The sequence below is a fragment of the Oleidesulfovibrio sp. genome, assembly GCF_047973035.1.
GTDB lineage: Bacteria > Desulfobacterota > Desulfovibrionia > Desulfovibrionales > Desulfovibrionaceae > Oleidesulfovibrio.
In genome coordinates this window covers 1-14,602 of the sequence record NZ_JBKEBF010000030.1, presented here as the reverse complement: position 1 = coordinate 14,602, position 14,602 = coordinate 1, and the positions used below count along the sequence as shown (strand labels likewise).

General features: G+C 48.5%; 23 protein-coding genes. 9 read left to right on the top strand and 14 right to left on the bottom strand.

Annotated elements, in window-relative coordinates; all coding sequences use genetic code 11:
• A partial coding sequence (locus ACK5LI_RS08825) for a transposase (protein ID WP_416948293.1) occupies positions 1 to 188 on the bottom strand: 188 nt, incomplete at its 3' end.
• Positions 189 to 255: 67 nt separating this feature from the next.
• On the opposite strand from ACK5LI_RS08825, the gene ACK5LI_RS08820 reads away from it, so the two are divergent.
• Positions 256 to 900: a DNA-methyltransferase gene (locus tag ACK5LI_RS08820; protein WP_416948335.1), complete on the top strand. Its 645-nt coding sequence runs from the start codon at positions 256 to 258 to the stop codon at positions 898 to 900.
• Between the two features lie 403 nt (positions 901 to 1,303).
• The gene (locus tag ACK5LI_RS08815; protein ID WP_416948333.1) at positions 1,304 to 2,653 is read left to right on the top strand and encodes a tyrosine-type recombinase/integrase; all 1,350 of its coding nucleotides are present in this window, start codon (positions 1,304 to 1,306) and stop codon (positions 2,651 to 2,653) included.
• On the opposite strand, the gene ACK5LI_RS08810 is transcribed toward ACK5LI_RS08815, so the two are convergent.
• The 5 genes from ACK5LI_RS08810 to ACK5LI_RS08790 form a co-directional block, all read right to left on the bottom strand.
• On the bottom strand, positions 2,650 to 2,940 hold the full coding sequence (locus ACK5LI_RS08810; protein WP_416948331.1) for a hypothetical protein: 291 nt from the start codon (positions 2,938 to 2,940) through the stop codon (positions 2,650 to 2,652). The genes ACK5LI_RS08815 and ACK5LI_RS08810 overlap by 4 nt on opposite strands.
• 13 nt (positions 2,941 to 2,953) lie before the next feature.
• Positions 2,954 to 3,076, bottom strand: coding sequence for a hypothetical protein (locus ACK5LI_RS08805; RefSeq protein ID WP_416948329.1), 123 nt, complete (start codon positions 3,074 to 3,076; stop codon positions 2,954 to 2,956).
• Positions 3,073 to 3,246 carry a hypothetical protein gene (locus ACK5LI_RS08800; protein ID WP_416948327.1) on the bottom strand — a complete coding sequence of 58 codons (174 nt, stop codon included), beginning with the start codon at positions 3,244 to 3,246 and terminating at the stop codon, positions 3,073 to 3,075. Before ACK5LI_RS08800 ends, ACK5LI_RS08805 begins: the two co-directional genes overlap by 4 nt.
• Before the next feature lie 62 nt (positions 3,247 to 3,308).
• Positions 3,309 to 3,788 carry a phage regulatory CII family protein gene (locus tag ACK5LI_RS08795; RefSeq protein WP_416948325.1) on the bottom strand — a complete coding sequence of 160 codons (480 nt, stop codon included), beginning with the start codon at positions 3,786 to 3,788 and terminating at the stop codon, positions 3,309 to 3,311.
• Positions 3,789 to 3,839: 51 nt separating this feature from the next.
• The gene (locus ACK5LI_RS08790) at positions 3,840 to 4,121 is read right to left on the bottom strand and encodes a hypothetical protein (RefSeq protein ID WP_416948323.1); all 282 of its coding nucleotides are present in this window, start codon (positions 4,119 to 4,121) and stop codon (positions 3,840 to 3,842) included.
• A 32-nt stretch (positions 4,122 to 4,153) separates the two neighbouring features.
• Here ACK5LI_RS08790 and ACK5LI_RS08785 point away from each other — a divergent pair, with 32 nt between their 5' ends.
• The 5 genes from ACK5LI_RS08785 to ACK5LI_RS08765 all read left to right on the top strand — a co-directional run bounded on the left by ACK5LI_RS08785 (position 4,154) and on the right by ACK5LI_RS08765 (position 6,625).
• Positions 4,154 to 4,405 carry a hypothetical protein gene (locus tag ACK5LI_RS08785; protein ID WP_416948321.1) on the top strand — a complete coding sequence of 84 codons (252 nt, stop codon included), beginning with the start codon at positions 4,154 to 4,156 and terminating at the stop codon, positions 4,403 to 4,405.
• A gap of 196 nt (positions 4,406 to 4,601) precedes the next feature.
• Complete coding sequence (locus tag ACK5LI_RS08780; protein WP_416948319.1) at positions 4,602 to 5,069, top strand: hypothetical protein; 468 nt, start codon at positions 4,602 to 4,604, stop codon at positions 5,067 to 5,069.
• Between the two features lie 130 nt (positions 5,070 to 5,199).
• The gene (locus tag ACK5LI_RS08775; protein WP_416948317.1) at positions 5,200 to 5,901 is read left to right on the top strand and encodes a hypothetical protein; all 702 of its coding nucleotides are present in this window, start codon (positions 5,200 to 5,202) and stop codon (positions 5,899 to 5,901) included.
• A 122-nt stretch (positions 5,902 to 6,023) separates the two neighbouring features.
• Entirely contained in the window at positions 6,024 to 6,347 is a 324-nt protein-coding gene (locus ACK5LI_RS08770; RefSeq protein WP_416948315.1) for a type II toxin-antitoxin system RelE/ParE family toxin, read from the top strand.
• On the top strand, positions 6,347 to 6,625 hold the full coding sequence (locus ACK5LI_RS08765; RefSeq protein ID WP_416948313.1) for a helix-turn-helix domain-containing protein: 279 nt from the start codon (positions 6,347 to 6,349) through the stop codon (positions 6,623 to 6,625). The genes ACK5LI_RS08770 and ACK5LI_RS08765 overlap by 1 nt, the downstream gene beginning before the upstream one ends.
• A 57-nt stretch (positions 6,626 to 6,682) precedes the next feature.
• Here ACK5LI_RS08765 and ACK5LI_RS08760 read toward each other — a convergent pair whose 3' ends face one another.
• From ACK5LI_RS08760 to ACK5LI_RS08725, 8 genes are all read right to left on the bottom strand, one after another.
• The gene (locus ACK5LI_RS08760) at positions 6,683 to 8,254 is read right to left on the bottom strand and encodes a DUF4942 domain-containing protein (protein WP_416948311.1); all 1,572 of its coding nucleotides are present in this window, start codon (positions 8,252 to 8,254) and stop codon (positions 6,683 to 6,685) included.
• Positions 8,255 to 8,468: 214 nt separating this feature from the next.
• Positions 8,469 to 8,873 (bottom strand): DUF4376 domain-containing protein, encoded by a 405-nt coding sequence (locus ACK5LI_RS08755; RefSeq protein WP_416948309.1) that lies wholly within the window; start codon positions 8,871 to 8,873, stop codon positions 8,469 to 8,471.
• 86 nt (positions 8,874 to 8,959) lie between these two features.
• Complete coding sequence (locus tag ACK5LI_RS08750) at positions 8,960 to 9,937, bottom strand: hypothetical protein (RefSeq protein WP_416948306.1); 978 nt, start codon at positions 9,935 to 9,937, stop codon at positions 8,960 to 8,962.
• 22 nt (positions 9,938 to 9,959) lie between these two features.
• A complete protein-coding gene (locus ACK5LI_RS08745; RefSeq protein ID WP_416948304.1) occupies positions 9,960 to 10,646 on the bottom strand; it encodes a phage portal protein in 687 nt (228 codons plus the stop codon).
• Positions 10,643 to 10,900 carry a DUF6148 family protein gene (locus tag ACK5LI_RS08740; protein WP_416948302.1) on the bottom strand — a complete coding sequence of 86 codons (258 nt, stop codon included), beginning with the start codon at positions 10,898 to 10,900 and terminating at the stop codon, positions 10,643 to 10,645. The genes ACK5LI_RS08745 and ACK5LI_RS08740 overlap by 4 nt, the downstream gene beginning before the upstream one ends.
• A gap of 115 nt (positions 10,901 to 11,015) precedes the next feature.
• Positions 11,016 to 11,876 (bottom strand): hypothetical protein, encoded by an 861-nt coding sequence (locus ACK5LI_RS08735; protein WP_416948300.1) that lies wholly within the window; start codon positions 11,874 to 11,876, stop codon positions 11,016 to 11,018.
• A 203-nt stretch (positions 11,877 to 12,079) separates the two neighbouring features.
• Entirely contained in the window at positions 12,080 to 12,856 is a 777-nt protein-coding gene (locus tag ACK5LI_RS08730) for a BRO family protein (protein WP_416948298.1), read from the bottom strand.
• Positions 12,843 to 13,058 (bottom strand): hypothetical protein, encoded by a 216-nt coding sequence (locus ACK5LI_RS08725; RefSeq protein WP_416948296.1) that lies wholly within the window; start codon positions 13,056 to 13,058, stop codon positions 12,843 to 12,845. Before ACK5LI_RS08725 ends, ACK5LI_RS08730 begins: the two co-directional genes overlap by 14 nt.
• 371 nt (positions 13,059 to 13,429) lie before the next feature.
• Here ACK5LI_RS08725 and ACK5LI_RS08720 point away from each other — a divergent pair, with 371 nt between their 5' ends.
• Positions 13,430 to 14,374 carry an AAA family ATPase gene (locus tag ACK5LI_RS08720; protein ID WP_416948294.1) on the top strand — a complete coding sequence of 315 codons (945 nt, stop codon included), beginning with the start codon at positions 13,430 to 13,432 and terminating at the stop codon, positions 14,372 to 14,374.
• 40 nt (positions 14,375 to 14,414) lie between these two features.
• The coding region (locus tag ACK5LI_RS08715; RefSeq protein WP_416948293.1) for a transposase at positions 14,415 to 14,602 on the top strand (188 nt) is incomplete at its 3' end.

Genomic DNA, 14,602 nt, shown 5'->3' with positions numbered 1-14,602 from the left:
ATTTCCGTCTGTTGGTTATCAAACTGGGCAGCATGAACTTCGCCATGCCCATATTTCTTTTTCCACGCATACAAGCTGTGGGTGCTGACGCCTAACCTTTGGGCGACTTCTTGGACGGGATAGCCGTGCTCGGTGATTTGTTTTACCGCTTCAATTTTGAATTCGTCAGTGTAGCGTTTGTCGTACATCGTTTTCTCCTGAGGTCTCGTTTTCATAACTCAGGAGTGTCTACGAAACTAGGGGCGATTCAATTGCATCCTAACCGACCCGCCATATTCGACAGGTGGTATTTACGCGGGGCAACGTCAACAGCCGCCCAGTGTAAAGTATCAAAGCTCAGATGCTCAAAAAAAGCATCATGACTTCCACGGAGACAATCGGGATCAACGCTCTTTCATCACATGGGCGACCCTCTGGCTTTCAGAATGCTATCGGGTCAGTAAGCCAGGCTCCGTTTTGATGACTTTTACAGACTGGCGGCAGCTGCCAGCAATGAGTGATGCCTTGCAGGCTGGCGGCTGGCTCTGGAGAAACATCGTTGTCTGGGATAAGCCCACCGCCCGTCCAAGTCTGGGTAACTTCAAAAATCAGTGTGAATACGTCTTGGTGGGAGTTAAAGGCAGGTTCAAGGCAAACCATCGTCAGTGCTTACCAGGTGTTTTCAAGCACTCGATAGTTGGGCATCAACGCCGAATGCATCTGCCGGAAAAGCCTATTCCGCTCCTTATAGACCTGCTGGCTATAGCTCAAGATGATTGCGTTGTTCTGGACCCTTTTATGGGTTCTGGGACAACTGGAAAAGCGGCTCTTTCTACGGGCCGAAAATTCATCGGTGTAGAGTTGGATAAGGGGTACTATAACATCGCTTGTGAGCGGCTTTTTTTAAACCGCAGTAAGTGACGGAGTAAGGACATAAAAAGCCCTGACTCTGGTCGGGGCTTTTTCTCATTTTGAAATGGCAAAATTCTCAAATAGAGTGTCAACTTACACCTTTTTAGTGCCAAGCTACGTGCTACGGAATGGCAAATCGCGCGCCGCCTTACACGGGCTGCCTTACAGGAACACCTTGAGCTAGGTAGATATAGGGTAGATAAAAAGAAAAGGGCGCATCGCTTGGTGTGCGATAAACCCTTGTTTTTAATGGTGCGCCCGACAGGAGTCGAACCTGTGGCCTACGGCTTAGGAGGGGATAGCGGTCAGAAAATGAGGACTCCCTAAATTGCTCAAGACCTTGTCGGAAAAGGTTTTTTGCAATAGGGCTTGTCCTTGTATTTCCCGAAAAAGCTGAGGAGGTGGGCACCCAGTGGGCACCCAAGAAGACAAGCGCGATAAGCGGGTCTGGATTAATGCTCAGAGCAGGGGTGGCGTCCTTTATAGAGAGCACCCGACCCGAAAGCATGGTAAGCGACCAGACAGATACATAGCTATTCGTTACCGTTTGGGCAATGGCAAAAGAGCCTTTGAGGGGCTTGGCTGGACATCTGACGGCTGGACTTTGGAGAAGGCTGTAAGCCTGCTGCGAGAGCTTAAAGAGAATATCAAGCTGGGCAGGCAACCACAGTCGCTTAAAGAGAAGCGGGCTATGGTCGAGGCCAGCAAGGTTGAGGCAGAACAGACGCAGGCCCGTGAGGCGTATCAGCGCATCACATTTGGCGAGCTGGCGGAACTCTATTGCCAGTGGGCGCGTGAGCACCGTGTTTGGGGCACGTCTGTTGAGCATATACTGGCTAACCATATCTTGCCCGTGCTGGGAGGCAGGGTTGCTTCTACAATAACTCCTGCCGACGTGGAAGAGCTGCGGAAGATCGTGGCCGCCAAAAAGCCTAGAACCGGACGCAATAAGAACAGAGAGGGTGCCTGTCTTGCCCCTCAGACTGTTTTGCATATTTTGAAGACCGTGCGCGAAGTTTTTAACTTCGCCGGTGAGACGGCTGTGCCTGGTGAGCCTTCGGTTATGCTGTTTGAGGGGAAAAACCCTGCCGTGCTTTCGCGTAGAGGGCGTGGTGTACGCGCTCCCCAGTCTGATGCCCGGCGGTTGCGTACTCTTAATGATGAAGAGATCGCGCAACTTTTGGCCTATGAGGGAATCCGCAAGCAAGCAGTGAATGAGTTGCGGGATATGATTTTGCTTTCGCTGGATACCGGCCTGCGGGCAGGCGAGCTGGTACACCTGACGCGCGAGTCTTGTGATGCCGAAACCGGAGCTATACGCATTTTCAAAGGGTCGAGAGAGAATGCAAGCACCAAGGGTGGCAGCTCTCGGCTTGTGCATGCTGGTCATTTGTTTCCTGCCTGCCTGACGATGCTCCGCGGCAGGCTGCTGTATGATGAAACGGGGAGTTCGTATCTGTTTCCCAGTGCGGATGGCGGAGCGAGAGACCCCAACGGCTTGAATCGGGCCATGCGTAGAATTGTTGCGGATCTGGGATTTAACGACGCAGTGGACGACCCGCGTAACATGGTTGTCTGGCACACCTTGCGGCATACCTATGCAACCAGAATGCTGGAAGCGGGCGTCGATATTTATACTCTTAAAGAGATGCTTGGTCATGCTTCTGTTACCACTACAGAGGTGTATTTGCATATGTGCGACAGGGCCGCGCGAGAGCGTGCCTTACGGCGGATTGCCCTCGCGCGGGATATAGTTGCCTAGAGTTGGGGCACGATTATCGTGCGAACACCTCTACTTTCGAGATACGCAAGGAAATATTCGGTAGGGTAGATAACCGTTTCTCCTATTTTCTGGCGTACAAGCGGGCCTTTACAGAGGGCATCATCGTTTGCGAGTTTTTTGCTTGAGATGGCACCTCCTGTGAACCAGGCAACTTTTTTACGCGCTATGCACGGCGGCAGCTTGGGCAGATAGTCTGCCAGATGAACAAGCGGTGGCGCAGGAGGTAGAGAGTCTGTCACGTTCTTTGGCGAGTTCTTTTTATTCATCGGAGTAACCTTTTTATTTACGGTTTCTTACTTCTTCAGCCATCTGCTTCAGGCGTGTCTGTTCAGACAGTTCCAGACAGATTCCAAAGCCGATACCCAGTGCAGCCAGTATGATAAGGACTATTCCTATATTCATACCGTGTTGCTCAGGGCCTCTGCCATAAGTCCGTCGGGACACAACCGGCGCAGCTGTGAATCAAGCTTGTTAAGACTGCTTGATTGGATGGTAAGCCGCTGTGTGCCGACGGGAAGCGTGAAGACAATTCTTGCCTTGCCGTTTGATATGCGATAGTTTTTCTTCTGCATGTCTTATCTCTCATGCGTTTTTTGCCCTTGATACTGTTGCAGCAGTTCAAGGGCTCTTTTTTTTAGGTGGTTGCATGTGGCGTTCCCCCAAACTGTTCGTGATGAACGCGCTTTGCCAGTTCCATAAAAGCTGCAATGGCTGTAACTGCTTCTTGTCCCTCCTTTAGAATTTTGTTCAGCTCGTAACTTGGCAGCTTTCCATCTTGTATGTAGGCAGCTGATTCTGCCGCATACTCTCCAAATTCTTTTACCGATTGCAAAACGGCTTTCCCCAGTTCGGTAGCTCCTGCGTGTGGCGGTACATTGATGTAGATGCCGCCGCTCCACCGCGCCATGACGTGCAACACTTCATCTGAGCCGGTCAGCTGCATAAGCGGCAGCAGTGTGTCGGCCCCCAGCTTGTGGTTCGGCTGGCCTGAAAGCTCACTCATCAGCGTATGGTATTCTCGGCCCAGCAAATGAGCGATCTGCTTTGCAGGTAGTCCCGAAGCAGCTCTTTTTACGTTTTGATGCATCACGGCTGTAATTGAAGGGTAGACCATTGCAAAATAACCTCTTGTTTTTGCGTGGAATCATATCGCTGATGCTCTTATTTAATTAGAGCCACCCTTTGTTGGTTGTATGTCGTCAGCATTTTGTTGCCCATGTATTTTTATAGGATTTGGCAGCAGTTCTTGTGGAATACCAAAGTCAATCATTACTTGTACTTTATACCAAGCTAGAGAGTCTGAGCGTAGCCAACGGCTTGTAGTGATAGGAGCTACTTTAGCAAAGGCTGCCAAAGCCACATTTGTTTTTCCAGCCCGACGCATCCATAGCGAGAGCTTTTCTTGCCTCGTGAGTTCGGCTTGTGTTACGGGTATAGATATATTCACTTTATAACCTCCTTAGGCTTTTGGGAGTATTCATGACTAAGCGTGATATTTTGATCCATGTCCTTAAAGATGTGACAGGCAAATGCCCAAGTTCCATTGGCGAAATTTTAGACTTTGCTATTGCCTCTAATCCTCAAATTGCCCAAGGCCTTATGGCGGAAGTTCCAGAAGACGAAGCTCAAGAACAGATAGAAGCTATGAAGGCAGAAGGGCCTGGCATTCTGGAATACCTTCTTCAAGGTGCAGAAAGATTTAAGCAGCATGAAGGCAAGGTCGCTCAGTAATAAGGGTAGTTAAACATTGCCAAAAAAAGGCGATGGTACGCTCGTCATTGGCGCAGCATTTTTGAATAAAATTCTCAATCTGCGGGCATGGAGTCTCAGTTGTTGGGGACATGCGAACCTCTACGTTTGCTGTTATTAAGTGTTTCTGCTGATAGGTGTAAGTTAAATTTATCTCAATAAGCAAGAGAAAAATATTTTGAACAAGAGGGATTTTAAAGAATTGTTTGAAATAATTTATGATAAATTTATTTCAAGCTTTGCTGATGGTAATTGGCCGGAAAGTAAAATCGGATTTTCTAAATTCCTTGCGCATGAACATAATGGAAAGGTTCAGGCTTGGAGTAAAGGGCAGTGGCCTAGCGCCTATGACTGTTGGATACTCCATCAGAAAATGGGATTCAATTTGGAATGGCTTTTGACAGGCCAAGGAGTGCCTGTTGGGAATAAAGTAGACAACCTAGCCCTTCCTCTTACTCATCAGGCCAAGATAGTTGATCTGGAACGTGAAAACGCGCAACTTAGAGAAATGCTTGATGATAAACGAAAGCTAATTTCCTTGTATGAGAAGCGCGAACAACAAATTCCACTAATAGAATCTTGCGAGAAGAAAGCAGGTGTCCCTACGAGCACTGCTGTCAGTTGCGGGACGAAGGGCGGCGAGTAGGGCCGATTCAGTAATAGTTGGCTAGAGACCCCATAACGTCAGCGCTTTTTTTGATATTTCCAAAGTGTTTTGAGTCTGTTTTCAACAACATGGTACAAGCGGCTACTAAGTGATATGCAGAGGAGAAGCTATGGGGTGGAAGGAGGCTGGCAAAGTGATATTTGAGGGACTTGAGAGGGGATGTAAGGCAAGTTGGGAAAGGCGCTGGAAAGAAGGCCTTGAAGAATTTTTTGAAAGGCCTCCTGCTGAAGAGTATTATTATAGCATACTAACATTGTGTGATTTCGCAATTGAGAGGAAATGTAGTCACTATGAACTAGCCTACTATATTGCAGGTCATATTTATTTGGATTCAAAATTTTCTGGGTATAATGCAAAAAAAGCCTATGAAAAGTTTACTACGGCCGTAGAGCATGGCTTTGTTGGCGCAATGTTTTGTAAATCAATGTTAGAGTATGAAGGTACGGGGTGTATTGCAGATTATGCTGCTGCCAGAGCAGGCCTTTCTATGCTGGCAAGAATTGGAACACCGCGCTGTCGATATGTTGTCGGAATGATTTTGCTGAATGAAAATAAGAAGATAGCTGACTTAGAAGAAGCGTATCATTGGTTTCTTATTTCAAACCTTGAAGGCGAAGATGCTTATTCATTTCTTTTAAAGCTTGAAGAAGACTTGAGCTATGAGCAGGTGCTAGAACAACAGGCAATTGCAAAAAAGACATGCTCTGCAATGTCAGCACGTAATGATATATCAAAGACTATTCCTTGGGCAGATACAGATTTTTGGGGTATAACGCATTTAAAAAAGTATCTTAGTGAATTTTCAAGTTAAGTCCTTTGACGTTATGCCAAGGTCCGTGGGAATGACCCCGCGGGCTTTTTTTTGTGCCTTCCTTTGTGTCGGCTCTGCTGAGGGGCCTTGACGAAATATAACATAAAAATTATATTTTGACCATGAACTGGACGATAACCTTTGTAAACGACACCGCAGAGGCAGAGGTGGATTCTCTGCCGTCTGATATGCGCGCTGCGTTTGCCCGCATAGCCATGTTGATTGCAGAATTCGGGTTGGAGCATGTGGGAATGCCCTATGTGCGGCCCGTGCAGGGAAAGTTATGGGAAATCCGCTTAAAAGGGCGGGATGGCATTGCCCGCAGTTTATATGTAACTGCAAGCGGGCGTAGAGTTGTTATCCTGCGGACCTTTGTAAAAAAGACCCAAAAAACACCGACTGCCGAAATCAAGCTGGCGTTACAGCGTACAAAGGAGGTGGAATAATGCCCCGTACTATGGAAGAAAAACATAAAGAGTGGTCGAACGACCCTGAATATATAGAGGCCTTTGATGCTTTGGAACAAGAGTTTGCCATTGCCCGTGCATTAATAAAAGCGCGGCGCGAGGCAGGCATGACACAGGCAGAAGTGGCAAAGCGGATGGGCATTTCTCAGCCTGCTGTTGCGCGTATTGAGGCCGGAAAAAATGTTTCTGTAAAAACGCTGGGCAAGTATGCCCGCGCAATTGGAAGAAGTATTGATGTGCGGGTGCTACCTGCATAAACCATACTAAGCAAAGCCCGCCAGCGTACTGCCAGCGGGCTTTTTTGTGTTCTTTGCCTAGTTGAACAAGGGCAGAGTATGCACGTCAGGCTTGCCAGTGCGGAAGTTTTCAGCAGTTTTTGTCTTTTCCTTTGCCTTGGCCTTAACGTCATCCGGCAACCAGTTTTTGCCGTCGGCGGCTGTCAGGTTGAAGGCTTCCCATAACTTTTTATCTTTGAACTTTAGATGCAAGGTTCCTTTTTTGTAACAGCGCATTTCAAAGTACGTGCTCTGGTGCAGTGCGCCAAAGGTAGCACTGCCTTTTTCTTTGAACAAAGTTTCAAGCTGCTTTGCCATGGGCGTTTCGATTTGCGATAGTTTTTTGCCCTCCAGAAAGGCCATAGCACGATCAATGTCATCAAGTTGTCGCTTTGTTTCCCAGTTTATTTCGCCACCACCGAAGAAGCCTTCTTTGACCATGCGGGGCAGCACGACGCGTTGATTGACACGCCATGCATCGTTCGTCTTCCAACCTTCCACGTGTATCCTGTTCTCTTTGTGGTAGCGTGTCATGCGGTCAAAAGCTTCTACCACGCATTCTTTTAAGATACTGCCGCGGTTGAGAAACAGTGATTCCAGCATGGTTTTGATGTTGCTCTCGCAAAAAACCATCTGCTGGTTTTCTTTAAGAAAGGTGCCAAGTTTTTCGCGGACCCCCTCTGAAACAAGGTTCTGCATGTCTGTTTTTTGTAATACGTGGTTCCATGCGCTTTTTTTCAGTGAACGTACAAAGTTGTTGTAGGCATGGGTCCGCGTTTTTTCGTCGCTTGTGGCACTGATGATAGGCGCAAGGCATTTGCCCGCTAGATCGCCTTGCGGGTAAGTTTGCTCTGTAAGGGCACCCATATGCCGCCCTAGCAGTTGGGCAAGCTGTGCCATTTCTTCAAACAGTTCTCGGCAGCGGTTGTAGTGGATTACCATGTTGCCTGCTGTGTTGCGGGTGGCAATATCACTTCCGAATGGATCTTCCTGCAGGCGGACTTTCGCCTCTGTTTGCATACCCTCTGCGGTGAAGAGCTTTTGATCTTCTTCCGGTGCTTTTTTTGTCAGGTGTACCAGCGAAATACGGACTTGTGTTTTTCTTTGCGCATGTGCAAAGCAGCTTCCCAGAGGTGTGACTGTGCCGTGCCCTTCTATGACGTTTTGCAGTAACGTGCGGTACGCAGAGCATGGGGTGCATAAGGTCTGCTCGTTGACCAGGCAAAGGATGTCTCCATGCGGTAAAATGTCCCATGCGTGCAGGAGGTGCTTTTCTGCATTGGCAAAGGGCGGATTCATAATGATGAGGTCATACCGTTCGTCTGGGTAGAAGGTTAAGAAATCCGTACCGACCAGCGTATAACCTTTTCCGCGCAATGCGGCCTGAAGTTCCGGTTCCATTTCTACGCAGTGGATTTTTTCCTGCATTTCTTTTCTTACTCTGGGGCTCATATACCCCCTGCTTAATTTCTCCGCGATGGCATCTGCCAGATCTCCCTTGCCGGCACTTGGTTCCAGAATAGAGCGGTTTGAAAGGCCTTTTGGGGGGAGTGTAGAAAGCATCTTTTCAGCGACAGCTTTTGGGGTGGGATAAAAAGAGGCGTTGTACATAATGGTTTCCTTGTGGAGTTGCGGCAGCCGTTCCGTGGCATGAGCGGAGCCTTTTAGAGTTTATGAAGGTGCTTTTAACTATCTAAATTTTAACATATATTTATAAATATTCAACAATTTTAATATATTAAACTGCTTGCTGTTGAAGGCTGTGTACAAAAAAAAAAAGCCCTGTGCAGAACAGGGCTATTGATTGTGGGGCGGGTAGAGGCGATTAAACTACGGATAGCGTTTTTGCAAACTCGTCCAGCAGGTCATCAGGCAGGGCGGCCAGCTCTTCTTCTTTGGCTTTTTGCCATGTGAACACGGTGGCTATATGCATTTCGCCCGCGGCTTGTACAGACGCAAATAAGGCTGCATCAAGCTGTACCCATTTTCCGGCACTGGCCTTCCATTGCGGCACGATGTAGGCAGGGTCTGCCGCGAACCTCTGTGCAACCTCCGCATAGGCAATACGTGCGTTATAGTCGCTGTCCCATAGCAGGCCGTCCACCATAAAGCCGCTATCTCTGCGGCGGTTCTTCTCCATGCTGATCTGCTGTAACAGCATGGTGCGCGACAGCACCCATGCACCGGATTCGCTGGCCACATGATCATCGCCGGGGCGTTCTGTTTGCATGCGAATAAGATCCGGTCTCTTCCGCGCCTGTGCCTCTGTCAAAATATCTTGCTGCGAGCTTCCGACTTTTGCGTATACCGGCATGATCAGTACCCCCTTTCAACGATAAATGCGGCCCGTATTGTATTATACGGATAGTTGTTCGCACTCTTACCTGAAAGCGACCCCACCGTGACGGTCTGTTCCGTATTCGCTCTGCGTATCCACCCACGCCAAGCTGTACCGTCCAAGGCATAAAACACATTAAAATCGGTCATGCCTGTTACATCCAGTTCACGTATCTGCGAAGCATCTACCGGCATAAGAAACGGAGTGTTTATTGAATAATTAGTGCCCGTAGCAAGCGTAGCGCCTGCATTAAGAGGCACTACACATCTTTTACCCGATGCATAGCAATGTACCTCTGTAATTGCCCCGCCGTATTTTTCCACCCAGCCAAGGTAAACACGCCGTATCGGGCTGTCTGTGGCGTCGTAATGAGTTACTTCGGACGGATTGTATAAATCTCCTGCGGTAAGATCGGTTACTTGGATATCTGTAAGAGTCCATCCATAAGAAGTCCCGATTGTTCCTGCAGTGGCTTTTAGGCGAACAGAAGCATTACCCTCAATGGCTTTAAAGCAACCGGAGAGCACATTATGGGCATATGTAGCAGTGCCGACCTTTACCCACACCCCGTCAACCAGTTGCTCAATGTCCGCTGCCGCAGGAGCACTGCCCACATACGACTGTGCTGCTTTTGCAACGATGGATTTAAAGCCGCCCTTCGAGTCCGGCAGCGTGTATTCCACCCACTGCCCGATAACTCCCGCTCCACTTCCGGAGTTTGATCCCCAATACGTTGCAAGACTGCCATCCACCGAAAAGCCGATTGTACGACCGGCATTTTCAGACGAAGCAGCAACAGGCACGGGATATGCTGACAACTTTCGGGTATCAACCTGTGGTGTATCACTCGAGTAGCCCGCCGCGGCAAAGCTGCCATCTGCATTCATGTTCACTGCTATGTGGTATGTGCCGTCTGCAGCCGCAGAAAGGTCAACAGCCTGCATGGATTCCGACACATGAGAGGCAGCAACACGGCCTTCATCCGCATATGCGCGTAAAGGAGGCAGAGCGTAAGCTGCTGATGTTCGGCGTTGCCATGCCTGCTGCCTCTGCCCTTGGTTCCGGTGTGGCTATCCAGTAGGCCACTGGCCTGCCGCTGGGGGTTAGCTCTACACCGTCACGTATGGAGGCATCGTTTTTTTTATCCAGCGGCGTTGCCAGACGGGCGGGAGCAATCTCCTGCATTTGCAGAGCAAAGCGGCGGCACGCTTCCGGCTTTTCCATCACCGGTACATGCAGCATTTCGCCATCGCGCAGTACAGAACGAAAACCCAGCCTTTGCAGTTCTCCAAAACTCAGTTGCTTTTTGGGATGGCAGGTTTTGCACCATTCCGCCCAGTGCCATTCCATTTCAGAGCCAACGGCACGGGCTTCTTCTTGTGTTATTCCCAGCTTGCGCCACGGCAGGCGTACTTGCGGGGTAAGGCCTGTGCCAATGACATTAGTAACCAGCGCATTAATGACAGACCGCGCAGCCCAGTCGTTTACATACAGATCTTCTGCACGGCTTTGGATGAGTGCGCGTTCCTGCGCCTGTGCGCCTGCATGGTAGGTTTTTGGCACGCTCCAACCGGCAAGGGTGCTCCGATGGGTACCGGCATCGCGTGAAACGCGAGGTCTGCCAGAAACTTTGAGGGAGGAGGTGCGCAGAGGGCCATGCTTCATCGCCGTACCCTCATCAGCACACGAACGGAGCCGCCCTTGCCGTTCAGCTTATTCAGCTGTTGCTCAAGGTAGGCCATTTGCGCTCGGATTTCTGTCAGGTCGTAGCGCGTGAGCGTGCGCCCCTGAATGGAGTAGCTTTTGCCGGTGGAGGCCGCCTTGTAGGCGGCCTTCCATGCTTCAAGCAGAGTGAGGAGTTCTTGCTTTGTCCAGTAACCCATGCCTTCGCAAGTATCACGGGCATATTTGCGAGGCACGGCATAGCCGGAACAGGTGGAGTGATGGGACTAGGTGGAAAAGAAAATTTTAGGAGGAATGAAAAACGCCGCCTTTGTGGGGCGGCGGTGGGGTTGGGTAGGTTGAGGCTGGGAGTTAGCTGACGTTTGAAGTTGAGTTTTGTTGTAAGTGGAATTGAGTTACGCCGCGAGCCTGTGCTTCTCCAACTTTTTGCCAATAATAACTGTTTCTATCGACCGATGAAACAGAGTCTTGTAAATTTCTAAAGACTGAAGGCTCAATTGGTGTGTCGATAACGTCACTCTCTATATGCTCAATGCCGTCCTTTTTTACTTCAATGCGACGGTCATCTTGTACAGCAACTTCATATTGATATGTGATTCTCTGATTTGCAAGCGTTGTGTATGAAATAAGGCATTCAAATATTAATTCACTACGTGTACTGTTCTTGTTCATCTCAAGAATAGCATGAAATTGCTCTTGATTAGCAACTCTTATGAGTATGTTCTCGCCAGACCTTAATATATTTGTGTGGTTTGTTGTTTCATAATTTGTTTTTTTGTCGATAGATTTGTCGTATAGAGTCGTATAGGTTTTAATTTGAATGTTTACGATGTCATTACTACTGTTATTGGCTATTTTTAGAATTCTGCATGTTTGATTCACTTGTAAGTTTTGGTTGTCGTAAAACTCAAAGCCATCATCTCCAGAGAATAGTAACACTCTTTCGTAATTATTAGTTACAAGTAGACGATCAAGAAGTTCGAAGAAAGAGGTCAATATTAAATTTGGCCTAATAGTAACATGCTTGCTTTGCTCGAATTGAGCTTTGCGTTCTTGGGCATGCCTCTCTTCTTGTTTTATTAGCTCTTTCCTTGTTTGTTTGTTTGACCACATGACAGCTATTATTGTTGCTGCGGCAGTCATTACGCCTGCGACTAGTGTAGCAATGGCACTTAAGTTATTCGATGCGGCACTAAGTGGAATTTCATTCATATTGGTTGTCTTTCCTAGTGGGTGATGCGGGCGTAACATTACAAGGTTGCAAGCTGTCTAAAAATGGGTTTACTGATTTTTACTAAAATTATTCAGTTTGTACAGAGGGGAACTTCGGTTCAACTAATGAACAAACCCCGCCCTGTGCTTTGCTCATACCAATGCACAGGGCGGGTTGCTTTTAGTAGATGGGGGATAGTCGGCTACGTAAGCAGCCGCACATCTTTATAGTGTGACCCGTTCGACCGATGTTTGCCGAAGAGTTCTCCCAGTGTGGTGCCGAAGACTTTTTTTGAAGGCATATCACCGTTGCCTTTGCGCCAGTGGCGAAAGGCTTCGTACAGATCGGCAAAGGCGGTGGTTGCTCCTTTTACATCGTGGCAGCATTCGGCAACAAACTGGCGTATGTCTTGTTGCTGGCTGGTGATGGCGTCGGGCTTCACTGTGCCCATGATGATGCACAGACGGCTGAAGCATTCTATGGCGTAGGCCATGCCAGCGCCTTCCAGCCGTGCGGCCTGCAAAGAATCCTGCCACAGACGCGCACGCACGGCGGGGCGTAGCCGGTGTATCTCTTCCGGCATGGCTTCTATGCTGGGCAGCTGCATGGCAAGGTGTTCTGAGTTGCTGCTGGATACGGCGTAACTGCCTGCCTTGCGCAGGGCTGGCAGCACCTCTGCCCGAACCCACTTGCTAAATGCTTTTGCCTCCGGCTTGCGAGAACGGAAGACGAGGGCGTAAAGGCCGGATTCGGAAATCAAGTTGTGGCAATGTGGAATGCCTGCTCTTGGATTACCATCAGGATTACTGAGGGTAATCTTTTCGTCACTATCTAGCCCTTTGAGGGCTTCACTTACATTTGCTAGCTCCAAGACCTGACACACATCCTTGGCTACAAACCACAGTTCTCCATCTGCGTCCGTATGAACGCGCACCATGTTGTCGCCAAAGGCGAAGGGAGTGATGCTACTGGGCGACATCGGGCACCTCGCTGGCTTGTACGGTGGCGCGCTCAAAAGGTGCTTCCAGCGATGCAACCCTTTCCTCCAGCTTATCCACAAAGTCTGTAAGCCATTCGTGTCGTTGCTTTTGAATTTCGTACAAGTTTAGCAGGGCGGCATGATCTGCTCGCAGCTCTTCAAGTTCCCTTACCAGTTTGTTCATGGTTTTGGGATTGGACATGAGACACCTCTGTAAGTTTTGGGATTTGGAAACAAAAAAAGGCAGAACAACGCTCCCCGGCACTTACAAGGCCGCCGAGACCTCACGGTTACTCGGACGTTGTTCCGCCGATATGGTGCACTGCGCACAGGGTACACCTGTAGCAGGTATGCAGGCAGAAACAAAAAAAACCGCTATTTTTGCCAGCTTGGGGAGCTGTCAAAGGCTTCGGCTATGCCTTGTAAGTTTAGGGGAGTTCAAAATGCCGGAATGGGGCGGGCGTTGTCAAGGGGGTGGGGGCGATGTAGTTGATGATAGATTGACCTATGTTTGGTGCTGTGCAAAAGGGTAGCAGGAGCGGCTTGAATTCTTTTTCATATTAGGAGACTGGCATGTTTTCTTATTCACATAAAATCAGTCAGAGTGCAGAAAAAATCCTTAGTAGCAGTTTTACGTATGGGGGGATCACTGTTGTAATAGGTGAAAATGGAGCTGGGAAAAGTTCTATTATCGCAGAAGCCGCTGGGGAAGTTTCAAACTCTAGTTTGGTAAGTGCGGTTGCGAATACTCCATTCCACAAGTTTCAAGGGCGTGTGTCAGGTGCTCGTTTGCTGCAAATGAAGTCGGGTAAAACGTTACCAGCTTCTCTTTTGAAAAGAATAATACCAGCGTCTCGTTCGGTTGAGCGTGCAGACGAATCTATTTGGCGGATGAGGCGAGTGCTTGAGCGATGTGGCTACGATGATATTGGAATAACTCTTCGTGTCTGTGACCCTGTATTGAATGACAAAAAGCTGTTTAAGTTTGAGACAAGGCATTCGATGCGATTCATGTTATCCGATGTTCCTTCTTTTGGAAAAAAAAGGCTAGATGAGCAACGTGCGGCTTCGGATAGTAAGTGGATACTGGGCCTCGCTGAGGAGTTTAAGCGCACTGGATATTTAAAACTTTTGGACTATTCATTTTATCCTGAAACGCTAAAAAAGAATGAGTATTTTGAAGGTGACATATTATGGCTTTGGGGAGGAGGGCGAAGGCATGCCGCTGGCTGGAATGACGATATTTATTTTATATTAAAAAGAGTTGATGAGCTGAAGGCTGCTGGGCTTGTTTCTAGCCTAGAGGTGTTCTTCAGGCGTGACGGTGAAGTGTTACACGTTGAAAATGCGAGCTCTGGTGAGTTGTCAACTTGTTTGATGTTTTCTTATGTGGCCTCTCGAATTAAACAAGATAGTCTAGTTTTTGTAGATGAGCCGGAAAATAGTCTTCATCCCCGTTGGCAAAAGGATTTTGCGAGCTTTTTCTTTGATACCTTTGAATCGCCCCTAGTTTCGTAGACACTCCTGAGTTATGAAAACGAGACCTCAGGAGAAAACGATGTACGACAAACGCTACACTGACGAATTCAAAATTGAAGCGGTAAAACAAATCACCGAGCACGGCTATCCCGTCCAAGAAGTCGCCCAAAGGTTAGGCGTCAGCACCCACAGCTTGTATGCGTGGAAAAAGAAATATGGGCATGGCGAAGTTCATGCTGCCCAGTTTGATAACCAACAGACGGAAAT